This is a genomic window from Bacillus sp. 7_6_55CFAA_CT2 (genome assembly GCF_000238655.1).
Classification (GTDB): Bacteria; Bacillota; Bacilli; order Bacillales; family Bacillaceae_G; genus Bacillus_A; species Bacillus_A cereus.
On the sequence record NZ_JH414709.1, the window covers coordinates 361,945 to 379,053 of the forward strand.

Consider the following 17,109-nt stretch of genomic DNA (forward strand, 5'->3'; position numbering starts at 1 on the left):
CCCTTTATAACGTATGACGATGAATTCGTTTCTGTTTAAAGGGATTTTTCATATGTAATCGAATAATTATAATTAGACATTTTTAGCATAAAAATTTGTATGAATAAGAGGAGGGATGTCAGAATTAAAAGTTTAGTAGAAATTTATCAATAAAATTTAGAATATTCTGTTTAATGGAGGGGTAAAATTGGAGTTAGTTATTATATTATTAGCACTAAGTTTACTTATGTTCGTAGCATACAGAGGTTTTTCTGTTATTTTATTCGCGCCGATATTTGCATTATTTGCAGTATTTTTGACAGAACCTAGTTATGTATTACCTTTCTTTTCTAATATCTTTATGGAGAAAATGGTTGGATTTATAAAATTATATTTTCCTGTGTTTTTATTAGGAGCAATATTTGGAAAAGTAGTGGAAATGTCAGGAATTGCAGATTCTATCGCAAAAACAATTATTGAGTTAGTTGGTGAAAAACGTACTATATTAGCGATTGTATTAATGGGGGCTATTTTAACGTATAGTGGTGTTAGTGTGTATGTAGTAGTGTTTGCTGTTTATCCGTTCGCAGCTAAGTTGTTTCGACAAGCTAATATTCCAAAGCGTTTAATCCCTGGAACGATTGTTCTTGGAGCAGTAACGTTTACAATGGATGCGCTACCTGGATCACCACAAATTCAAAATGTAATACCTACAACATTTTTTAAAACGGATATTTATGCTGCACCGATACTTGGGATTGTAGGAGCAATTTTTGTTCTTACATTAGGTTTACTATATTTAGAGAGTAGACGTAAGAAGGCAAAAGCAGCAGGTGAAGGATATTTTGGTTTTAATGATGGAAATACTGAAATGGCAGCATCTTTGCAAGTAGAACAAAAAAATATGCCATTAATTAATAACATTGAAATCACAAGAGCACAACAACTTATTGCATTTATACCACTTATTTTAGTAGGTGTAATGAATAAAGTGTTTACTATTATGATACCAAAGTGGTATCCAAGCGGTTTTGATTTTTCTGCAATTGGTATGAAAGCATTTGGAAAAGTAGAATTAAGTGCAGTGGTAGGAATTTGGTCTGTAGAATTGGCACTTATTATAGGGATCTTAACAACGTTATTATTATATTGGAAGCGAGTAGTAACAGGTTTCCAAGCTGGATTGAATACAAGTATTGGTGGAGCGCTACTTGCAACGATGAATACAGGAGCTGAGTTTGGATTCGGTGGTGTCATTGCAGCACTTCCAGGCTTCGCAATTATGAGAGATGGCATCTCTGCTACTTTCACAAATCCGTTAGTGAATGGTGCAGTAACGACGAATATTTTAGCTGGAATTACAGGCTCGGCATCAGGAGGAATGGGAATAGTATTAAGCGCAATGGGAGATAAATTTATTGCAGCGGCCAATCAATTTGATATTCCATTAGAAGTTATGCACCGTATCGTATCAATGGCATCAGGAGGAATGGATACACTACCACATAACGGGGCTATTATTACTATTCTTACAGTAACAGGATTAACACATAAACAGTCATATAAAGATATATTTGCTATTACAATTTTGAAAACGGTTGCTGTATTTTTAGTTATCGCATTCTATACTTTAACAGGACTCTATTAAAAAATTTGAATCGTAAAGATTCATCAAATCGATAATTTATATTATAAAATATTAATTAGGATAAGAAGGGGTGGGGGACTTGCAAGAGGTTTCTGAGTTTCGTATGCCAAAGTCGGTATTATATGGAAGAAATTCGCTTGAAAAACTGGGAGAACAATCAAAAAAGTTAGGGAAAAAAGCTTTTATAGTTACTGATACAATTATGGAGAAATTAGGATATGTTGAAAAGTGTATACAACAACTAAATAAGAAAGGTATTACTGTTAGCACATATAATAAAGTGGATGCTGAGCCTACAAATATACACGTATTAGAAGCGTTATCTCTTTGTAAAGAGGAAAAGTGCGATTTTATTATCGGTATTGGTGGTGGAAGTTGTATTGATGCTGCGAAAGCGGTAGCGGTTTTATATACAAATGGTGGAGAAGTTGAGGATTATGTCCAAAAGGATATTGAAATAGAAAACAATCCACTACCACTTATTGCAATTCCAACAACTTCTGGTACTGGTTCGGAAGTTACAAGTGTAGCAGTAATTACGAATAAAAAAACAGATGTAAAAATGATGATGAAGCATCCTAGTTTTATACCGAAAGTAGCAATTATAGATCCAGTTTTGACAAGTTCGTTACCACCACAAATTACGGCAGCAACAGGAATAGATGCGTTATGTCATGCGATTGAAGCTTATATTTCTAAATTTTCACAACCACTTACAGATGTACTTGCTCTTTCAGCTATTGAAAGTATTATGAAATATTTACGTATAGCATATGAAGATGGACATAATATGGAGGCAAGAGAAGCGATGATGATTGCTTCCTTACAAGCTGGAATTGCATTTTCGAATGCATCAGTTACATTAGTTCATGGAATGTCAAGGCCAGTGGGAGCATTATTTCATGTACCGCATGGAATATCAAATGCCATACTATTACCTACAGTGTTAGAGTTTACAAAAACAAGTGCAGTGAAAAGGTTAGCAAAAATTGGACGTAACTTAAATAAGGATTTGTATTCGAATTCTGATGAGGAAGTAGCAGACTATACGATTGGGGAAATAAAAAAGCTTTGCTATGATCTTCGTATTCCAAATTTAAAAGAATACGGTATCGATGAAATTGAATTTGAAAATGCTATCTCTAAAATGGCATCAGATGCAATTGAAAGTGGTAGCCCAGCTAATAACCCACGTGTTCCATCATATGATGAAATCAAAGAGTTGTATCGAGAGTGTTTTAATTATAAGTATAAAGAATTTATAAAAATATCAGATTATTAATTTCAGAATATTCTATAAAAATTTCCTTGGAAATGAAAGTACAATTATTCTATATTATTACGTTAAAACAAGACTTTATATTCCAAACTTAAAGTCTTGTTTTATTGTGTATAATATACATAATAAAACGTTGTTATTAGTTTTATAAAAAAAGTTTAGGTAGGTGTTTATATGAAAACGATAGGTCTTATAGGTGGTATGAGTTGGGAATCAACTTCTGAATATTATCGAATTATTAATGAAGAAATAAAAGAGAGATTAGGAGGGCTACATTCAGCAAAATGTTTGATTAATAGTGTGGATTTTGAAGAGATTGAACGATGTCAGTCTAGCGGAGATTGGGATGGTGCTGGAGAAATTCTAGGGAATGCGGCATATTCATTACAAAAGGGAGGAGCAGACTTTATAATCATTTGTACAAATACAATGCATAAGGTAGTTGGAAAAATAAAGGCCAAAATTGATATTCCAGTCTTACATATTGCTGATGCAACTGCAAAAGAAATTAAAAGAAAAGACATTCAAAAGGTTGGTCTGCTTGGAACTAAATATACAATGGAGCAAGATTTCTATAAGTCACGTATTGAAGAGCATGATATAAAAGTAATAGTACCATCAGAAAAAAATAGAAAAGAAATAAATAAAGTAATATATACAGAATTATGTTTAGGAAAAATAGTATCTCAATCTAGAGAATATTATAAAAGAGTCATCGAAGAGTTAGTGCAAAAAGGAGCACAGGGAATCATATTAGGTTGTACAGAAATAGGGTTATTAATAAAGCAAGAAAACGTATCTGTCCCGATATTTGATACAACTCATATACATGCAATTGAAGCAGTCAAGGTAGCTCTAGATAGAGTATAATTATATTATGTAAACTTTATTCGTATATCTGGAAAACATTCAGAAAATATTTTATAATGTAAGTGGTTACATTTAAGGGGGAATGCGTATGTTTTCAGTTCAACCAATCGCATTTGTACATAATGAAAGAAAGGAAATAAAAGATGATGAGTGGGGAGAAGTAAGATCTCGTATAACTTTAACTGAAATGTATGCAGAAGAGAGTATACAAGGGGTTGAAGATTTTTCTCATATTGAAGTTGTTTTTTATTTTCATAAAGTAACTGACGAGCAAATTCAGTATTTTGCTAGACATCCTAGAAATAATAAGGATTATCCTGAAGTAGGTATTTTTGCACAGCGCGGGAAAAATCGCCCAAATCGCATAGGTGTAACAATTGTAAAGGTGATCAAAAGAGAAGGTAAATCAATTATTGTTGAGGGATTAGATGCTATTGATGGCACTCCTATATTGGATATAAAACCAATAATGAAAGAGTTTATGCCGACAGAAGAAATACACCAGCCTAAATGGGCAACGGATATAATGAGACAGTATTGGAAGGGGAATGGAGTAAAATGAGAATATATGAGGCAACAATTGCAGATTTAGATGGACTAGCATCAGTTTTTAATAACTATCGCATGTTTTATAGGCAAGATTCTGATTTAGAAGGGGCAAAAGTATTTTTACGAAATAGAATTGAGAAAAAAGAGTCTGTTATTTTCGTAGCAGTTGAAGACGGCGAATATATTGGGTTCACGCAACTATATCCATCATTTTCTTCTATTTCAATGAAAGAATTATGGATTTTAAATGATTTATTTGTACAAGCGGCGAAGCGTGGAGCCGGAACAGGTAAAAAATTATTAGAAGCTGCTAAAGAATACGCATTAGAAAATGGAGCAAAAGGTGTAAAGCTGCAAACGGAGATTGATAATTTATCAGCACAACGATTATACGCTGAAAATGGTTATTTGAGAGATAATCGTTATTTCCATTACGAATTAACGTTTTAAAAAATTAAGTTGAAAGAGACATTTTCAAGAAAAAGAATTTCTTTGTAATGAGAAATTCTTTTTTATTTTTGCTTAAATTAAAAAATATGACGAAAATAAAACGATATTTATTTATTGTTAAACAATAAATGTTGTGATAAAATTATGTTGCCATTAAATAAGTGAGGTATTGTAAATGAATCTTAAACGAAGTTCAACAACGTTCTTAAAAGTAATTATTTTTCTTGCTGGAATTTCAGTACTTGCTTTATGCATATTTTTAGTGCCGGAAATGGCGAATTTCGCAGCAAATTTGTATCCTAATATTGCTCCGATGAAATATCTTGTTTTCATTGTGATGTACGGAGCAGCTGTGCCTTTTTACGTTGCTCTTTATCAGGCTTTCAATCTTTTACAGTACATTGATGAGAACACAGCGTTCTCGGAATTATCAGTAAAGGCGTTAAAGAATATAAAGCGCTGTGCAATTACAATCAGTGGTTTGTATGTATTAAGTTTGCCACTTTTTCATTTTATAGCGAAAAAAATGGACCCTCCTATTGGGCTAGTGGGACTCATTATCGTTTTTGCTTCGCTCGTTATCGCCGTTTTTGCTGCTATCCTCCAACGACTTCTACAAGAGGCAATTAACATAAAATCAGAAAATGATTTGACGGTCTGAGGTGGCGGATATGACAATCATTATTAATATTGACGTCATGTTAGCAAAACGAAAAATGAGTGTAACGGAGCTTTCGGAGAAGGTTGGAATTACGATGGCGAATCTTTCTATTTTGAAAAATGGGAAAGCAAAAGCGGTTCGTTTTTCAACATTAGAAGCGATATGTAAAGCTTTGGAGTGTCAGCCAGGGGATGTTTTGGAGTATAAAAACGATGAGAATACTCAATAAAAACAAATAACAAATGTAAATAATAGAAGTCAATAAAGAAGGGATAGCCACTAAGCTATTCCTTCTTTACGTTAATTGCTGTTACTAATAAAAAATATAATTTGAATTGCAATGTTTGCGTATCAAAAGGGAACTTGCTACCTTTTGAGGTGATCCGTTTTGTGGAAGACAATTATTTGCCAAAAAGGCTATTTAAACTATGTTTTAAATTATTTCGAGTGAATCAAAAACTTCATTTGTATTATAGTTGATTTAAAACCCAGTTCGTTGCATCTTCAAAGTTATCTGCAATGTAGTTTGGTTCAATATGTGCCCATTTGTCTCGGTACGTATGCAAAGCATCATACCCAGCGCCTGTTCGGACTAGAATCGTAGTCGCATTTACTTTTGCTCCTGCAACAATATCAGTCCAGCGATCACCAACTACAGCACATTGTGTTAAATTAAGTCCATGTTTTTTTGCTGCTTTAAGCAGCATGCCTGTACTTGGTTTACGGCATTCACAACCATCACCGTGTTTATGAGGACATACATAAATATCATCAAAACCGAAGCCTTCTAATTCTTGTACAAAATCGGCTACAGTTGCAATTCCATCTGCGATACCAGGTTGATTTGTGAAAGAGAAAATTTTTATATTTTTAGCTTTTAGTTTTTGCAAGGATGTTTTTGTGAATGGAAATAATGAAAAAGATCCTGGATAATGTATTGTAGTGTCACCACCAATTGTACCGTCACGATCAATGAAAATTGCTTTAATGTTTGTCATAGTTATAGTCCCTTCAATTTATAAGTAGTTTAAAAATGTTTTACAAATCGGTAGCCATTTACTTCATATCCTAATTTTTTGTAAAAAGGATGAGCTTCTACTCTTTTTGTTCCACTAACTAGCCATGTGCCAATGCAATTATGTTTCTTTGCTAATTGCTCGGCATAATCCATCAACACTTGTCCAATGCCTTTCCGTCGTATGTTAGAATCAACGCTAATAATTGAAATCTCTCCATAACGTGTTACATCTTCTAAATTTTCACGTATACGAAATCCAAGTAATCCAAATATAGCTTCTTCTTCCTCGTAAACATATAAAAAATCAAACGGACTCATTTGTACGAATTGTAATCGGTTGTTCATATCTTCATAGGAAATAGAGGAACCTTTTAATTCTTTCGTTAAAGAACAAAGTGCGTCTATATCATCTATCGTTGCTTCACGAATTTGAAAAGACATATTATCCACTCCAATAAAATGTAATCAAACATTTAATATTCTGTTAAAAAATGTTTTTTCCTGCTATGAAAATAAATATTTTATAATGATATATAGATAGTTATATGTTATTCTTTTCCTTGATTGTAATAGTTATACTTTCACAGTTTTATTTATTGCCAGCTGTGATCAGTGGCATTGTTTTTATTTTATTAATTGTATGGATTGTATTTCTACCATTAAAAAAGAGCCATTGACGGCTCTTTTTCTAGTCTGTAACACATTGATAAATAAAATATACTAAAACGAGTATGCTTGCGGCGGAATACATGACGTCTAAAGTCATTCAAGTGCCTCCTCAATATCGTGGTATTAATATTGTATGAAATCTTACAATTTCATATTCAAGTGAAAAATATGTGAACGTTAACAAAATTGTAAAGTGCAAAAATTACAATCATTTTGTATAATAGAAGAAACCACCGTTATATAAAAAATAATGAGTGAAAGGGGAGGGAACATAAATGCCAAATTGGTTTAGAAAAACCTTAGTCGCATTAATTACCGTATTTACATTTGGTTTAGTGACGCCTCCTTCCATATTGCTTGATAATGCCAAAGCTGCGGACAAGCCTACGAGCACAGCTGGGCAACAAAGTTTGGAGAGTACGTCCTATACATATGAAGAAACGAATGACAGGTTAACCACCGATACTTTTATTACTTATGCGATGCAAGAAGCAGAGAAGCAGTCGATGCAAAAGTTTGGTACTAAAATTGGTCCAGTAATTGAAGATGAATTTAAAGATGTAATATTACCAAAGATTGAAGAGGCAATTGCTGAGCTTGCTAGTGATGTACCAGAAGATTCACTACAATCATTAGCGATTTCTCAAAAACCAGCTGGTGGGAATAATGAAAAGATTTTTCATGTCTACGATACGAAATCAGGAAATGATTTATTGCGTTTCCATGTAAGAAGAGATCATCCACCGCAAGATGGTTATTATTTTAATTTCCATTATCATCGTTTTGATGATGGATACTCAGGACATCATGAGTTAGGAAATATTTATTGGAATACGAATGTACCGCCGAAATGGCTTTCTTAAAAAGAACAAGAAAATCTTGTTCTTTTTTATTTTTATAGAAGGGACAGACAACCATGTTGTTGAATAACATAGGTTTAGAAAAAAGAAGCAAAGGGAGTATGGGAATGCAAAAATATATTGTTTTTGACTTTGATGGCACATTAGTAGATTCACAAAATATATTTGTACCAATGTATAATCAAATTGCTGAAAAGCACGGATATAAAACGGTAAGAGAAGAAGAAATTGAGTATTTACGCAAGTTAACGATGGCGGAGAGATGTAAACAACTCGATGTACCACTGTATAAACTACCGATATTAGCGCTGGAGTTTTATAAATTGTATCAACCTGCTATAAAAGATCTTATTTTGTTCCATGGGATGAAGGAAGTATTAGATGAACTACATAAAAAAGGCTACGGAATTGCAGTCATATCATCGAACTCAGAAGAGCATATTCGGGCGTTTTTACAAAAGAATGATATAGAAAATATACAAGAAGTGTATTGTTCTAAAAATTTGTTCGGTAAAGACAAGATGATAAAAAGATTTTTAAAATCGAAAAAGATAACAGAGAAAGATATGTTATATGTCGGTGATGAACAGCGAGACGTAGCAGCGTGTAAAAAGGCTGGAGTGAACGTAATTTGGGTATCTTGGGGATATGATGTTATTGAAACAGTGAAAAAAGATGCACCAGATTACATGGTTCATAAGCCGATGGAAATTGTGCAAGTAGTACAAGGAGCGTATTCTTAATATGAATACACTGCGAGCAGGCATTCATCATATTGAATTTTGGGTAGCAAATTTAGAGGAGTCCATTTCTTTTTATAATAAGTTGTTTTCCATAATTGGGTGGAGAAAGTTAAATGAAGTAGCATATAGCACAGGAGAAAGTGAAATATACTTTAAAGAAGTAGATGAGGAAATTGTAAGGACGTTAGGGCCTAGACATATTTGTTATCAAGCTATTCATAGAGAAGTAGTTGATGAAGTAGCAGATTTTCTTTCTAGTACGAAAGTGAAGGTAATACGTGGTCCAATTGAAATGAATCATTATTCGGAAGGTTACTATACGATTGATTTTTACGATCCGAATGGATTTATTGTAGAAGTTGCCTATACACCAAATGCAGAAATGTAAGGGGAATAGATATGAAGATAATTACAGCACGGCAAAGCAATATACAAATAGTAAAAGATGCAGCGAATATTGAAGAAATTTCTAAAGGTTTTTCGCCTGATAAGAAATATATAATTACGAATGCAAATAATGAAAAATATTTATTTCGGACAGGCGATATAAAAGAGTATGAAAGAAAGAAAATAGAGTTTCAAATTTTAAATGAAATGGTAAAACGTAACGTACAGGCACAAAGGCCAATTGAAATAGGTATATTGGAAGAAGAAGGTGTATGCTATAGTATTTTTTCATATTTAGAAGGGGAAGATGCGAAGAAGCTATTGCCTACGTATTCACCAAAAGAACAATATGATATTGGTATAGAGGCAGGAAAAGATTTAGCAAAAATGCATACATATGAAGCTCCTAATAATATACTTCCATGGTATGAAAGAGCTATGAAAAAATATAGTAAATATGTAGAGGTATACAAAACATGCGGAATAAACATAAAAAATGATGATAAAATCATAAAGTTTATTGAAGAAAATGAAATATATTTAAAGAACCGCCCGAATCGATTTCAACACGATGATTTTCACTTAGAAAATATAATTGTACGGGATGGAAAATATGTAGGTGTTGTTGATTTTAATGGCTACGACTGGGGCGACCCAATTCATGATTTCGTAAAAATTGCACTGTTTGCAAGGGATATTAGTATTCCGTATTCAATCGGACAAATAGAAGGATATTTTAATGGGAGAATACCAGAGGAGTTCTGGAATTTATATGCGGTGTACGTTGGCATGACAGTTTTCTCCTCAGTTGTCTGGACATTACTAGCAGCGCCGCATATGTTAGATGATATGTTAGAGCGTCTTACTATAGTTTTAGAGGATCATAATAACTTTGAGTTATCGAAGCCAATTTGGTTTCAACCAGATAAGATTGATATGACATAGAAAAGGTAGGTGTGATTCGCACCTACCTTTATTTTTTACCATCAAAATACTTATTTAATTTTCTTAAATGTAAGCGGCTGAGTACTTAATGTAGCTGGTACATGTAACTGAAGGGATGGGAATTCACCACTTACATTCATTTCATAAGCGAATAATAAGCTCATTTTCATTTGGAATAAGTCAACTTTTGTGGAGAAGATGTCGTAATGATGATGCCCTAATTGAATATCCATTTCCATAAATTGTACATATAACGAATCATCTCGTTTGTATACTTGTAATGTTCCGTATGCAGGATGTTCAAAAGTACCAGTATAATCCTCTAACTTGTGCGAAGGTGTAGTCCCTTTAATTTGTTCAGGGAGGGATTCAGTTGCTTCTTTCATCATTTCCTTCATTTTTTTAGTATCTTCTACAGCACGTTTATGCCAATCAATGGATTCTAATTCAAGTAGTTCGTCATAAATTTGATTAGCGAGATAAGTAGGAAGTAATGTTCCTCCAGCATTCGTTAAAATGACAAGGCCTATGTTTTCTGTTGGTATGAATGAAACAAGCGCTGAAAATCCATCGATATTACCGCCATGATGAATCACTTTTTTACCACGATAAGCGCTAATAAACCAACCAAGACCGTAACTATTTAATGGAGATTCAGGGAGTGATAAAACCGGTTGGTCTGGAATTGAATTGTGTGGTGTATACATTTGTTGTAATAATTCAGAGGAGATTAATTCATGATCTCCAAATTTTCCTTCATTTAAGTGGAGAAGTACCCAATTTGCCATATCTTCAATTGTGGAATTAATACACCCAGCAGCGCCAACTGTATCGATGTTACGGAATGGAACTGCTTTTATTTCACCGTCATTTTCAATGTAAGGTAAAGCGTAATCATCTGTAGTTTGTGAATCGTTAACAGAGAAGTTTGTATGTCTCATATTTAAAGGTTCTAAAATATGTTCTGTAGTGTATTGCTCCCACGTTTGATTTGTAATGTTTTCAACAATGTAGCTAATTGTTGCATACATTAAGTTGTTATATAGAAATGCAGTCCGGAACGGTGCATCAAGTGGTAAATGTTTTATTTTTTCAACGAGATCTTTTCGAGATAAGGAAGAACTGTACCAAAGAGCCTCATGACGACTCACTCCAGTTCGATGAGAAGCTAAATCCCGTCCTGTAACTTGTGAGCTAGCAAGTAGTTCAGATAAAGTAAAGTTAGGTATATAAGACGGGACAGGAGCATCCCAATTAAACTTTTTTTGCTGTGCTAACAAGCTTAATGAAAGTGTACCAAACGCTTTCGTTGAGGAACCGATTGCGAATCGAGTATTCGGTGTAACAGCCTCTTTTGTTTCTATATTACGATAGCCGAAACCTTCTGAAAGAATAACTTCACCGTCTTTTATAACAGCGACAGCAACACCAGGAACATTTAAATCCTTCATCATTTTTTCAACCGTGGTTTGTAAAGAAGTCATAACAGGTGTTTCAATTTTAGACATATTTCTAACCTCCAAATATAAATTTTGATCTACCGCACTATACTTTCGGTAATAGAAAATGAAAACCTTTTAAAATATGGAAAGTTAATAATTTTGTAAGAATTAGCGCAAGAAATTTTATTAATTAAGATTATTAAATTTACCATTTTTCATGTTATGATAAATTCCATATACGATTGAAAGAAGGTTTTCCTACATATGAAACATGCTGAAAATGAATACTTAAATTTATGCCGCCATGTAATGGAACATGGTACGAAGAAAGAAGATCGTACAGGGACAGGAACGGTATCTGTATTTGGATATCAAATGCGTTTTGATTTGAGCAAAGGATTTCCTTTATTAACGACAAAAAGAGTACCATTTCGCCTTGTAGCAAGTGAACTACTTTGGTTTATGAAAGGTGATACAAATATTCGCTATTTATTGCAGCATAATAATAACATTTGGAATGAATGGGCGTTTAAGAGCTGGGTAGAAAGTGATGAGTATACTGGTCCTGACATGACTGATTTTGGTCTTCGCTCACAACAAGATGAAGAATTTAAAGTACAGTACGATGAGCAAATGGAATTGTTTAAAAAGAACGTTTTAGAAGATGATGAGTTCTCAAATAAATATGGTTATTTAGGAGACGTTTACGGTAAACAATGGCGTGCTTGGAAAACGACAGCTGGTGAGACACTTGATCAATTAAAAGATGTAATTGAAATGATTAAAAAAACACCAGACTCACGTCGTTTAATCGTTTCTGCTTGGAATCCTGAAGACGTACCGAGTATGGCATTACCGCCTTGTCATACATTATTCCAATTTTATGTAGCGGACGGAAAACTTTCTTGTCAGCTATATCAAAGAAGTGGTGACATATTCCTTGGAATTCCATTTAACATCGCAAGTTATTCACTACTAACACATTTAATTGCACATGAATGTGGTCTTGAAGTAGGAGAATTTGTTCATACAATTGGAGATGCACACATTTATACAAATCATTTTGAACAAGTAGAAAAGCAATTGGCACGTGAACCACGTCCATTCCCGAAACTTACATTAAATCCAGATGTGAAATCTGTGTTTGATTTTGAAATGGAAGATTTAAAGATTGAAGGATACGATCCGCATCCAGCAATTAAAGCACCGGTTGCAGTATAATTGTAGAGGAGATGAAAAAATGATTGTTTCATTTATGGTCGCGATGGACGAAAATAGAGTAATTGGTAAAGATAATAATTTACCTTGGCGTTTACCGAGTGAATTACAATACGTGAAGAAAACAACGATGGGCCACCCGCTTATTATGGGAAGAAAGAACTATGAAGCGATTGGTAGACCACTGCCTGGAAGACGTAATATTATTGTAACTCGTAATGAAGGGTATCATGTTGAAGGCTGTGAAGTTGTTCATTCTGTAGAAGAAGTATTTGAACTATGTAAAAATGAAGAAGAGATTTTTATTTTTGGCGGAGCGCAAATTTACGATCTCTTTTTACCTTATGTAGACAAGTTATATATAACAAAAATCCATTATGCATTTGAAGGAGATACATTCTTCCCAGAAATGGATATGACAAATTGGAAAGAGATTTTTGTAGAAAAAGGTTTAACGGATGAAAAAAACCCGTATACGTATTATTACCATGTATATGAGAAGCAACAATAATAAAAAAAAAAGATTGATGTGAGAATTCACATCAATCTTTTTATTTGTATTCACCAATATAAGTTTATAGATGAGATTCGATAGTGCTATAATGATAGGTAGCATGTCAAAATGCTAAAATTTTCAAAAGCACTAATATAGAAAGAGGAGGAGAATCGATTGAGAAAGATATGGGGGGATTCTTTTTCTTTGCTTAACATTCATGTTAGTTGGATGTGGTAAAGAAGAAAAACCACAAGAAGCGTTTGATACATATGTAAAAGCGTGGAATAAACAAAAATTTGCAGATATGTATGATCAACTATCAAAAAATGCAAAAAAAGATATTTCAAAGAAAGAGTTTACTGAGAAATATGAAAAAATTTATTCTGGTATCGAAGTGAAAGACTTAAAGGTAGAAACAGGGGAAGTAAAAGAAGATAAAAAAGATGAAGGTCCTGTTCCTTTTAAAGTAAGCATGGATACAGTTGGTGGTAAAATCACATTTGGTCATGAAGCAAAAATGGTGAAAGAAAAAGATGGAGATAAAGAATCTTGGAAAATAGATTGGACTCCTGATTTTATTTTCCCTGGCATGACGAAAGATAGTAAAGTGCGTATGCAGACAACACAGCCAAAACGTGGTGAAATATACGATCGTAATGGAAAAGGTCTTGCAACGAATGGGAAAGCTTCTGAAATCGGATTGATTCCTGAAAAGTTAGGCGATACTGCTCCGCAAACGAAAGAAACAGTAGCGAAGTTATTAAATATGTCTGTAGAAGAAATTGATCAAAAATTAGCTGCTAAATGGGTAAAACCAGGGTATCTCGTACCAATTGGAATTTTGCCTGAAGGGGCAACACAAAATACGTACATTGATTTACCAGGTGTTTCAACAAAACCTGTAAATGTTCGTACATATCCGTTAGGAGAAGCGGCAGCTCATCTGACTGGTTATATTGGAAAGGTAAATGCTGAAGATTTAAAAACGCTACAAAAGAAAGGCTATCAAGCTGATGACCCAGTTGGTAAAGCTGGTTTAGAGCAAGTATTAGAGGAAAAGTTACGCGGTAAAAAAGGTGGCCGTGTCTTTGTAGAAGATGCGCAAGGAAAAGAAATTAAAAATTTAGCAAAAACAGATGCTGTTGATGGAGAAAATGTAACTTTAACTATTGATAGTGTTGTTCAAGAAAAAACGTATAATGAAATGAAGGGCGAAGCTGGTTCAAGTGCAGCAATTAATCCGAAAAGTGGAGAAACAATTGCACTAGTAAGTAGTCCAGCATATGATCCTAATATAATTGCACGAGGGACATCGAAGGCACAACGCGAAGCTTGGAATAATGATCCGAAAAAACCAATGACAAATCGCTTTACACAATTGTCGGTACCAGGTTCTGTATTTAAACCTATTACAGCTGCAATTGGTCTTGAAACGAAAACGATTGATCCAAAAGAAGAGTTGAAAATTGAAGGATTAAAATGGACAAAAGATTCTTCTTGGGGTAATTACTATGTAACGCGTGTGAAAGATGCAAATCCGATTGATTTTGATAAGGCGATGAAATACTCGGATAATATTTACTTCGCACAAGAAGCTTTAAAAATCGGAAAAGACAAGTTTATGAGTGAAGCGAAAAAATTCGGATTCGATGAGAAACTACCAATTGAATATGGATTCCCTGCTTCTAAAATTGCAAATGACGGCATTAAAAATGAAATTCAAATGGCAGATACGGGATATGGACAAGGACAAGTATTAATGACTCCTCTTCATTTAGCTTTAACGTATGCGCCGATTGTAAATGATGGAACGATTCCGTCACCGTATATTATTAAAACAGATAAACAACCAAAAGCTTGGAAAGAAAATGTAATTTCTAAAGGAAATCAGGATATATTAAAAACTGCAATGACGAAAGTAATTAATGATCCAGATGGTACAGGGAAAATTGCTAAAATTGATGGTATGACTCTTGCTGGAAAAACAGGTACAGCGGAATTAAAAGTATCAAAAGAGGCCGAAGGAAAAGAACTAGGTTGGTTCGCTGCATTTGATTTAAATTCACCAGATATGGTCATTACAATGATGATTGAAGATGTAAAAGGTAGAGGCGGGAGTAATATTCCAGCTGAAAAAGTAAAACATGTATTTCAAAAATAATATGTAATAGAAGGCTATCTCTATAAGTTGTAGAGGTAGCCTTTTTATACGAAAGAATTCTTAATATCTGTATACTAAATTTTAAGGAAACAAAGTAAATCATTAACTTACGAAAAAAAAGTAGCTATTTTTTATTGACATTGATTAAAACTTTTTGTATTATACTTACATAAGGTAAGTTATTAACTTTTAAAAAACAAATCTTGAATTAAAGATAAAGAGAAAAAAGGGAGAGAATACAATGACAAAAGTACTATTTATTACAGCAAATCCAAATTCAGCAGAAGGTTCTTTCGGAATGGCAGTAGGGGAAGCTTTCATCGAAGCTTATAAAAACGAACATCCACAAGACGAAGTTGTAACAATTGATTTATTCAACACTACAGTACCAGCAATTGATGCAGATGTATTTGCTGCTTGGGGTAAATTTGCAGCAGGTGAAGGCTTTGAAGCTTTAACTGAAGTTCAACAACAAAAAGTAGCAGCAATGAACACAAACTTAGAAACATTTATGAATGCAGATCGTTATGTATTCGTAACTCCAATGTGGAACTTTAGCTATCCACCAGTAGTAAAAGCATACTTAGATAACGTAGCAATCGCAGGTAAAACATTCAAATATACTGAAAATGGTCCAGTCGGCTTATTAGAAGGTAAAAAAGCACTTCACATTCAAGCAACAGGTGGCGTATATTCTGAAGGAGCATACGCAGCTGTAGACTTCGGTCGCAATCACTTAAAGACTGTATTAGGATTTGTCGGTGTAAATGATACTGAATATATCGCAGTTGAAGGTATGAATGCAAACCCTGAAAAAGCACAAGAAATTAAAGAAGCAGCAATTGCTAATGCTCGTGAATTAGCAAAACGTTTCTAATATAGAATGCTTAAAAAGTCCAAACACTTGCTGTTTGGACTTTTTTCTTCTTTTTCCTTCGTTTGTCTAGTATAATGAAGGTCGGAATGATAATAGGTGGGGGTTCTGTATGATTCAAACGTTTTTTAAAATCTTTTATTTAATTTTAATTGTAATTGCGATTACACCGAGAATGTGGCGTCTTAAAAGACAAGTAAATAAGATGGCGCCAAAAGAAAAAGATAATGCTGTGTACAAAACGACAAATTGGTTTGGTAAGAAAATGGTACGTGTAGCTGGAGGGACAGTAGAAGTGAAAGGGCTTGAAAATGTTCCGAAAGACAAGCCGGTACTAGTTGTAAGTAATCACCAAAGTAATATGGATATCCCTGTTTTACTAGGTTACTTAAATAAACCAATTGGATTCGTGTCAAAAGCAGAGATTAAAAAGTTCCCAGTTGTACCAACTTGGATGGAACTTATGAATTGTGTATTTATGGATCGTAGCGATCGTCGTCAATCTCTTAAAGCAATTAAAGACGGAATCGAACTATTAAAGAATGGACATTCTATCGTAATTTTCCCAGAAGGAACGAGAAGTAAGGGCGGCGAAGTTGGAGAGTTTAAGGCTGGTAGTTTCCACCTTGCAGTAAAGTCAGGTGTAGCAATTTTACCTGTAACGTTAGATGGTACATATAAGATGTTTGAAGCGAATGGAAATCGTATGAAGCCAGCTCATGCAACAGTAACAATTTCTAAGCCGATTACACCTGAAGATTATGCGAATATGGATATTAAAGAATTAACGAAGCATACACAGGAAGTTATCGCATCACAATTACATAAGTAATAAAAAAGGATTCAGCTTATAGTAAGCT

The 17,109-nt window shown here is 33.8% G+C and carries 18 protein-coding genes and 2 pseudogenes; 17 read left to right on the forward strand and 3 right to left on the reverse strand.

What is annotated here, in order from left to right; all coding sequences use genetic code 11:
- Positions 1-187 precede the first annotated feature (187 nt).
- From HMPREF1014_RS10960 to HMPREF1014_RS10990, 7 genes are all read left to right on the forward strand, one after another.
- Positions 188-1,627, forward strand: a complete 1,440-nt coding sequence (locus tag HMPREF1014_RS10960; RefSeq protein WP_000424327.1) for a GntP family permease — start codon at positions 188-190, stop codon at positions 1,625-1,627.
- 79 nt (positions 1,628-1,706) lie between these two features.
- Positions 1,707-2,909: an iron-containing alcohol dehydrogenase gene (locus HMPREF1014_RS10965; protein ID WP_001158661.1), complete on the forward strand. Its 1,203-nt coding sequence runs from the start codon at positions 1,707-1,709 to the stop codon at positions 2,907-2,909.
- 171 nt (positions 2,910-3,080) lie between these two features.
- Positions 3,081-3,776, forward strand: coding sequence for an aspartate/glutamate racemase family protein (locus HMPREF1014_RS10970; RefSeq protein WP_000848569.1), 696 nt, complete (start codon positions 3,081-3,083; stop codon positions 3,774-3,776).
- An 88-nt stretch (positions 3,777-3,864) separates the two neighbouring features.
- Positions 3,865-4,338, forward strand: coding sequence for an SAM-dependent methyltransferase (locus tag HMPREF1014_RS10975; protein ID WP_000493255.1), 474 nt, complete (start codon positions 3,865-3,867; stop codon positions 4,336-4,338).
- Positions 4,335-4,775, forward strand: a complete 441-nt coding sequence (locus HMPREF1014_RS10980) for a GNAT family N-acetyltransferase (RefSeq protein ID WP_001223866.1) — start codon at positions 4,335-4,337, stop codon at positions 4,773-4,775. Before HMPREF1014_RS10975 ends, HMPREF1014_RS10980 begins: the two co-directional genes overlap by 4 nt.
- 175 nt (positions 4,776-4,950) lie before the next feature.
- Positions 4,951-5,436 carry a DUF2975 domain-containing protein gene (locus tag HMPREF1014_RS10985; protein ID WP_001050149.1) on the forward strand — a complete coding sequence of 162 codons (486 nt, stop codon included), beginning with the start codon at positions 4,951-4,953 and terminating at the stop codon, positions 5,434-5,436.
- Positions 5,437-5,446: 10 nt separating this feature from the next.
- The gene (locus HMPREF1014_RS10990) at positions 5,447-5,665 is read left to right on the forward strand and encodes a helix-turn-helix domain-containing protein (protein WP_000152535.1); all 219 of its coding nucleotides are present in this window, start codon (positions 5,447-5,449) and stop codon (positions 5,663-5,665) included.
- A gap of 241 nt (positions 5,666-5,906) precedes the next feature.
- Here HMPREF1014_RS10990 and HMPREF1014_RS10995 read toward each other — a convergent pair whose 3' ends face one another.
- Both HMPREF1014_RS10995 and HMPREF1014_RS11000 read right to left on the reverse strand, forming a co-directional pair.
- On the reverse strand, positions 5,907-6,434 hold the full coding sequence (locus tag HMPREF1014_RS10995; protein WP_000181772.1) for an HAD-IIIA family hydrolase: 528 nt from the start codon (positions 6,432-6,434) through the stop codon (positions 5,907-5,909).
- A 29-nt stretch (positions 6,435-6,463) separates the two neighbouring features.
- A complete protein-coding gene (locus HMPREF1014_RS11000; protein ID WP_000009776.1) occupies positions 6,464-6,895 on the reverse strand; it encodes a GNAT family N-acetyltransferase in 432 nt (143 codons plus the stop codon).
- A gap of 125 nt (positions 6,896-7,020) precedes the next feature.
- On the opposite strand from HMPREF1014_RS11000, the pseudogene HMPREF1014_RS32080 reads away from it, so the two are divergent.
- The 5 genes and pseudogenes from HMPREF1014_RS32080 to HMPREF1014_RS11020 form a co-directional block, all read left to right on the forward strand.
- Positions 7,021-7,131 (forward strand): annotated as a pseudogene (locus tag HMPREF1014_RS32080) (ABC transporter permease); the annotation flags it as partial.
- Positions 7,132-7,398: 267 nt separating this feature from the next.
- Complete coding sequence (locus HMPREF1014_RS11005) at positions 7,399-7,986, forward strand: YpjP family protein (protein WP_001134421.1); 588 nt, start codon at positions 7,399-7,401, stop codon at positions 7,984-7,986.
- A 104-nt stretch (positions 7,987-8,090) separates the two neighbouring features.
- Positions 8,091-8,726, forward strand: a complete 636-nt coding sequence (locus HMPREF1014_RS11010) for an HAD family hydrolase (RefSeq protein ID WP_043307439.1) — start codon at positions 8,091-8,093, stop codon at positions 8,724-8,726.
- 1 nt (position 8,727) lies between these two features.
- Complete coding sequence (locus HMPREF1014_RS11015; protein WP_001094668.1) at positions 8,728-9,114, forward strand: VOC family protein; 387 nt, start codon at positions 8,728-8,730, stop codon at positions 9,112-9,114.
- Between the two features lie 11 nt (positions 9,115-9,125).
- On the forward strand, positions 9,126-10,058 hold the full coding sequence (locus HMPREF1014_RS11020; RefSeq protein ID WP_000692081.1) for an aminoglycoside phosphotransferase family protein: 933 nt from the start codon (positions 9,126-9,128) through the stop codon (positions 10,056-10,058).
- Positions 10,059-10,108: 50 nt separating this feature from the next.
- Here the strand turns inward: HMPREF1014_RS11020 and HMPREF1014_RS11025 are convergent, their stop codons facing one another.
- Complete coding sequence (locus HMPREF1014_RS11025) at positions 10,109-11,566, reverse strand: serine hydrolase (RefSeq protein ID WP_000034348.1); 1,458 nt, start codon at positions 11,564-11,566, stop codon at positions 10,109-10,111.
- A 198-nt stretch (positions 11,567-11,764) separates the two neighbouring features.
- On the opposite strand from HMPREF1014_RS11025, the gene HMPREF1014_RS11030 reads away from it, so the two are divergent.
- The 5 genes and pseudogenes from HMPREF1014_RS11030 (at position 11,765) to HMPREF1014_RS11050 (ending at position 17,081) form a co-directional block, all read left to right on the forward strand.
- On the forward strand, positions 11,765-12,721 hold the full coding sequence (locus HMPREF1014_RS11030) for a thymidylate synthase (protein WP_000679608.1): 957 nt from the start codon (positions 11,765-11,767) through the stop codon (positions 12,719-12,721).
- Between the two features lie 19 nt (positions 12,722-12,740).
- A complete protein-coding gene (locus tag HMPREF1014_RS11035; RefSeq protein ID WP_000637207.1) occupies positions 12,741-13,229 on the forward strand; it encodes a dihydrofolate reductase in 489 nt (162 codons plus the stop codon).
- Positions 13,230-13,388: 159 nt separating this feature from the next.
- Positions 13,389-15,375: pseudogene (gene pbpC / locus HMPREF1014_RS11040) on the forward strand (penicillin-binding protein 3).
- Positions 15,376-15,616: 241 nt separating this feature from the next.
- Positions 15,617-16,252 carry an FMN-dependent NADH-azoreductase gene (locus tag HMPREF1014_RS11045; RefSeq protein ID WP_000170025.1) on the forward strand — a complete coding sequence of 212 codons (636 nt, stop codon included), beginning with the start codon at positions 15,617-15,619 and terminating at the stop codon, positions 16,250-16,252.
- Between the two features lie 109 nt (positions 16,253-16,361).
- Positions 16,362-17,081, forward strand: coding sequence for a lysophospholipid acyltransferase family protein (locus HMPREF1014_RS11050; protein WP_000616572.1), 720 nt, complete (start codon positions 16,362-16,364; stop codon positions 17,079-17,081).
- Positions 17,082-17,109 lie beyond the last annotated feature (28 nt).

Excerpts from the sequence above, each read along its gene's own strand:
- HMPREF1014_RS10995 (WP_000181772.1), bottom strand. The coding sequence starts at position 6,434 with ATGACAAACATTAAAGCAATTTTCATTGATCGTGACGGTACAATTGGT.
- HMPREF1014_RS11025 (WP_000034348.1), bottom strand. The coding sequence starts at position 11,566 with ATGTCTAAAATTGAAACACCTGTTATGACTTCTTTACAAACCACGGTT.
- HMPREF1014_RS11015 (WP_001094668.1), top strand. The coding sequence starts at position 8,728 with ATGAATACACTGCGAGCAGGCATTCATCATATTGAATTTTGGGTAGCA.
- HMPREF1014_RS10975 (WP_000493255.1), top strand. The coding sequence starts at position 3,865 with ATGTTTTCAGTTCAACCAATCGCATTTGTACATAATGAAAGAAAGGAA.
- HMPREF1014_RS10980 (WP_001223866.1), top strand. The coding sequence starts at position 4,335 with ATGAGAATATATGAGGCAACAATTGCAGATTTAGATGGACTAGCATCA.
- HMPREF1014_RS11005 (WP_001134421.1), top strand. The coding sequence starts at position 7,399 with ATGCCAAATTGGTTTAGAAAAACCTTAGTCGCATTAATTACCGTATTT.
- HMPREF1014_RS11050 (WP_000616572.1), top strand. The coding sequence starts at position 16,362 with ATGATTCAAACGTTTTTTAAAATCTTTTATTTAATTTTAATTGTAATT.
- HMPREF1014_RS11030 (WP_000679608.1), top strand. The coding sequence starts at position 11,765 with ATGAAACATGCTGAAAATGAATACTTAAATTTATGCCGCCATGTAATG.
- HMPREF1014_RS11045 (WP_000170025.1), top strand. The coding sequence starts at position 15,617 with ATGACAAAAGTACTATTTATTACAGCAAATCCAAATTCAGCAGAAGGT.
- HMPREF1014_RS10985 (WP_001050149.1), top strand. The coding sequence starts at position 4,951 with ATGAATCTTAAACGAAGTTCAACAACGTTCTTAAAAGTAATTATTTTT.
- HMPREF1014_RS10990 (WP_000152535.1), top strand. The coding sequence starts at position 5,447 with ATGACAATCATTATTAATATTGACGTCATGTTAGCAAAACGAAAAATG.
- HMPREF1014_RS11020 (WP_000692081.1), top strand. The coding sequence starts at position 9,126 with ATGAAGATAATTACAGCACGGCAAAGCAATATACAAATAGTAAAAGAT.
- HMPREF1014_RS11035 (WP_000637207.1), top strand. The coding sequence starts at position 12,741 with ATGATTGTTTCATTTATGGTCGCGATGGACGAAAATAGAGTAATTGGT.
- HMPREF1014_RS11000 (WP_000009776.1), bottom strand. The coding sequence starts at position 6,895 with ATGTCTTTTCAAATTCGTGAAGCAACGATAGATGATATAGACGCACTT.
- HMPREF1014_RS10970 (WP_000848569.1), top strand. The coding sequence starts at position 3,081 with ATGAAAACGATAGGTCTTATAGGTGGTATGAGTTGGGAATCAACTTCT.
- HMPREF1014_RS11010 (WP_043307439.1), top strand. The coding sequence starts at position 8,091 with ATGCAAAAATATATTGTTTTTGACTTTGATGGCACATTAGTAGATTCA.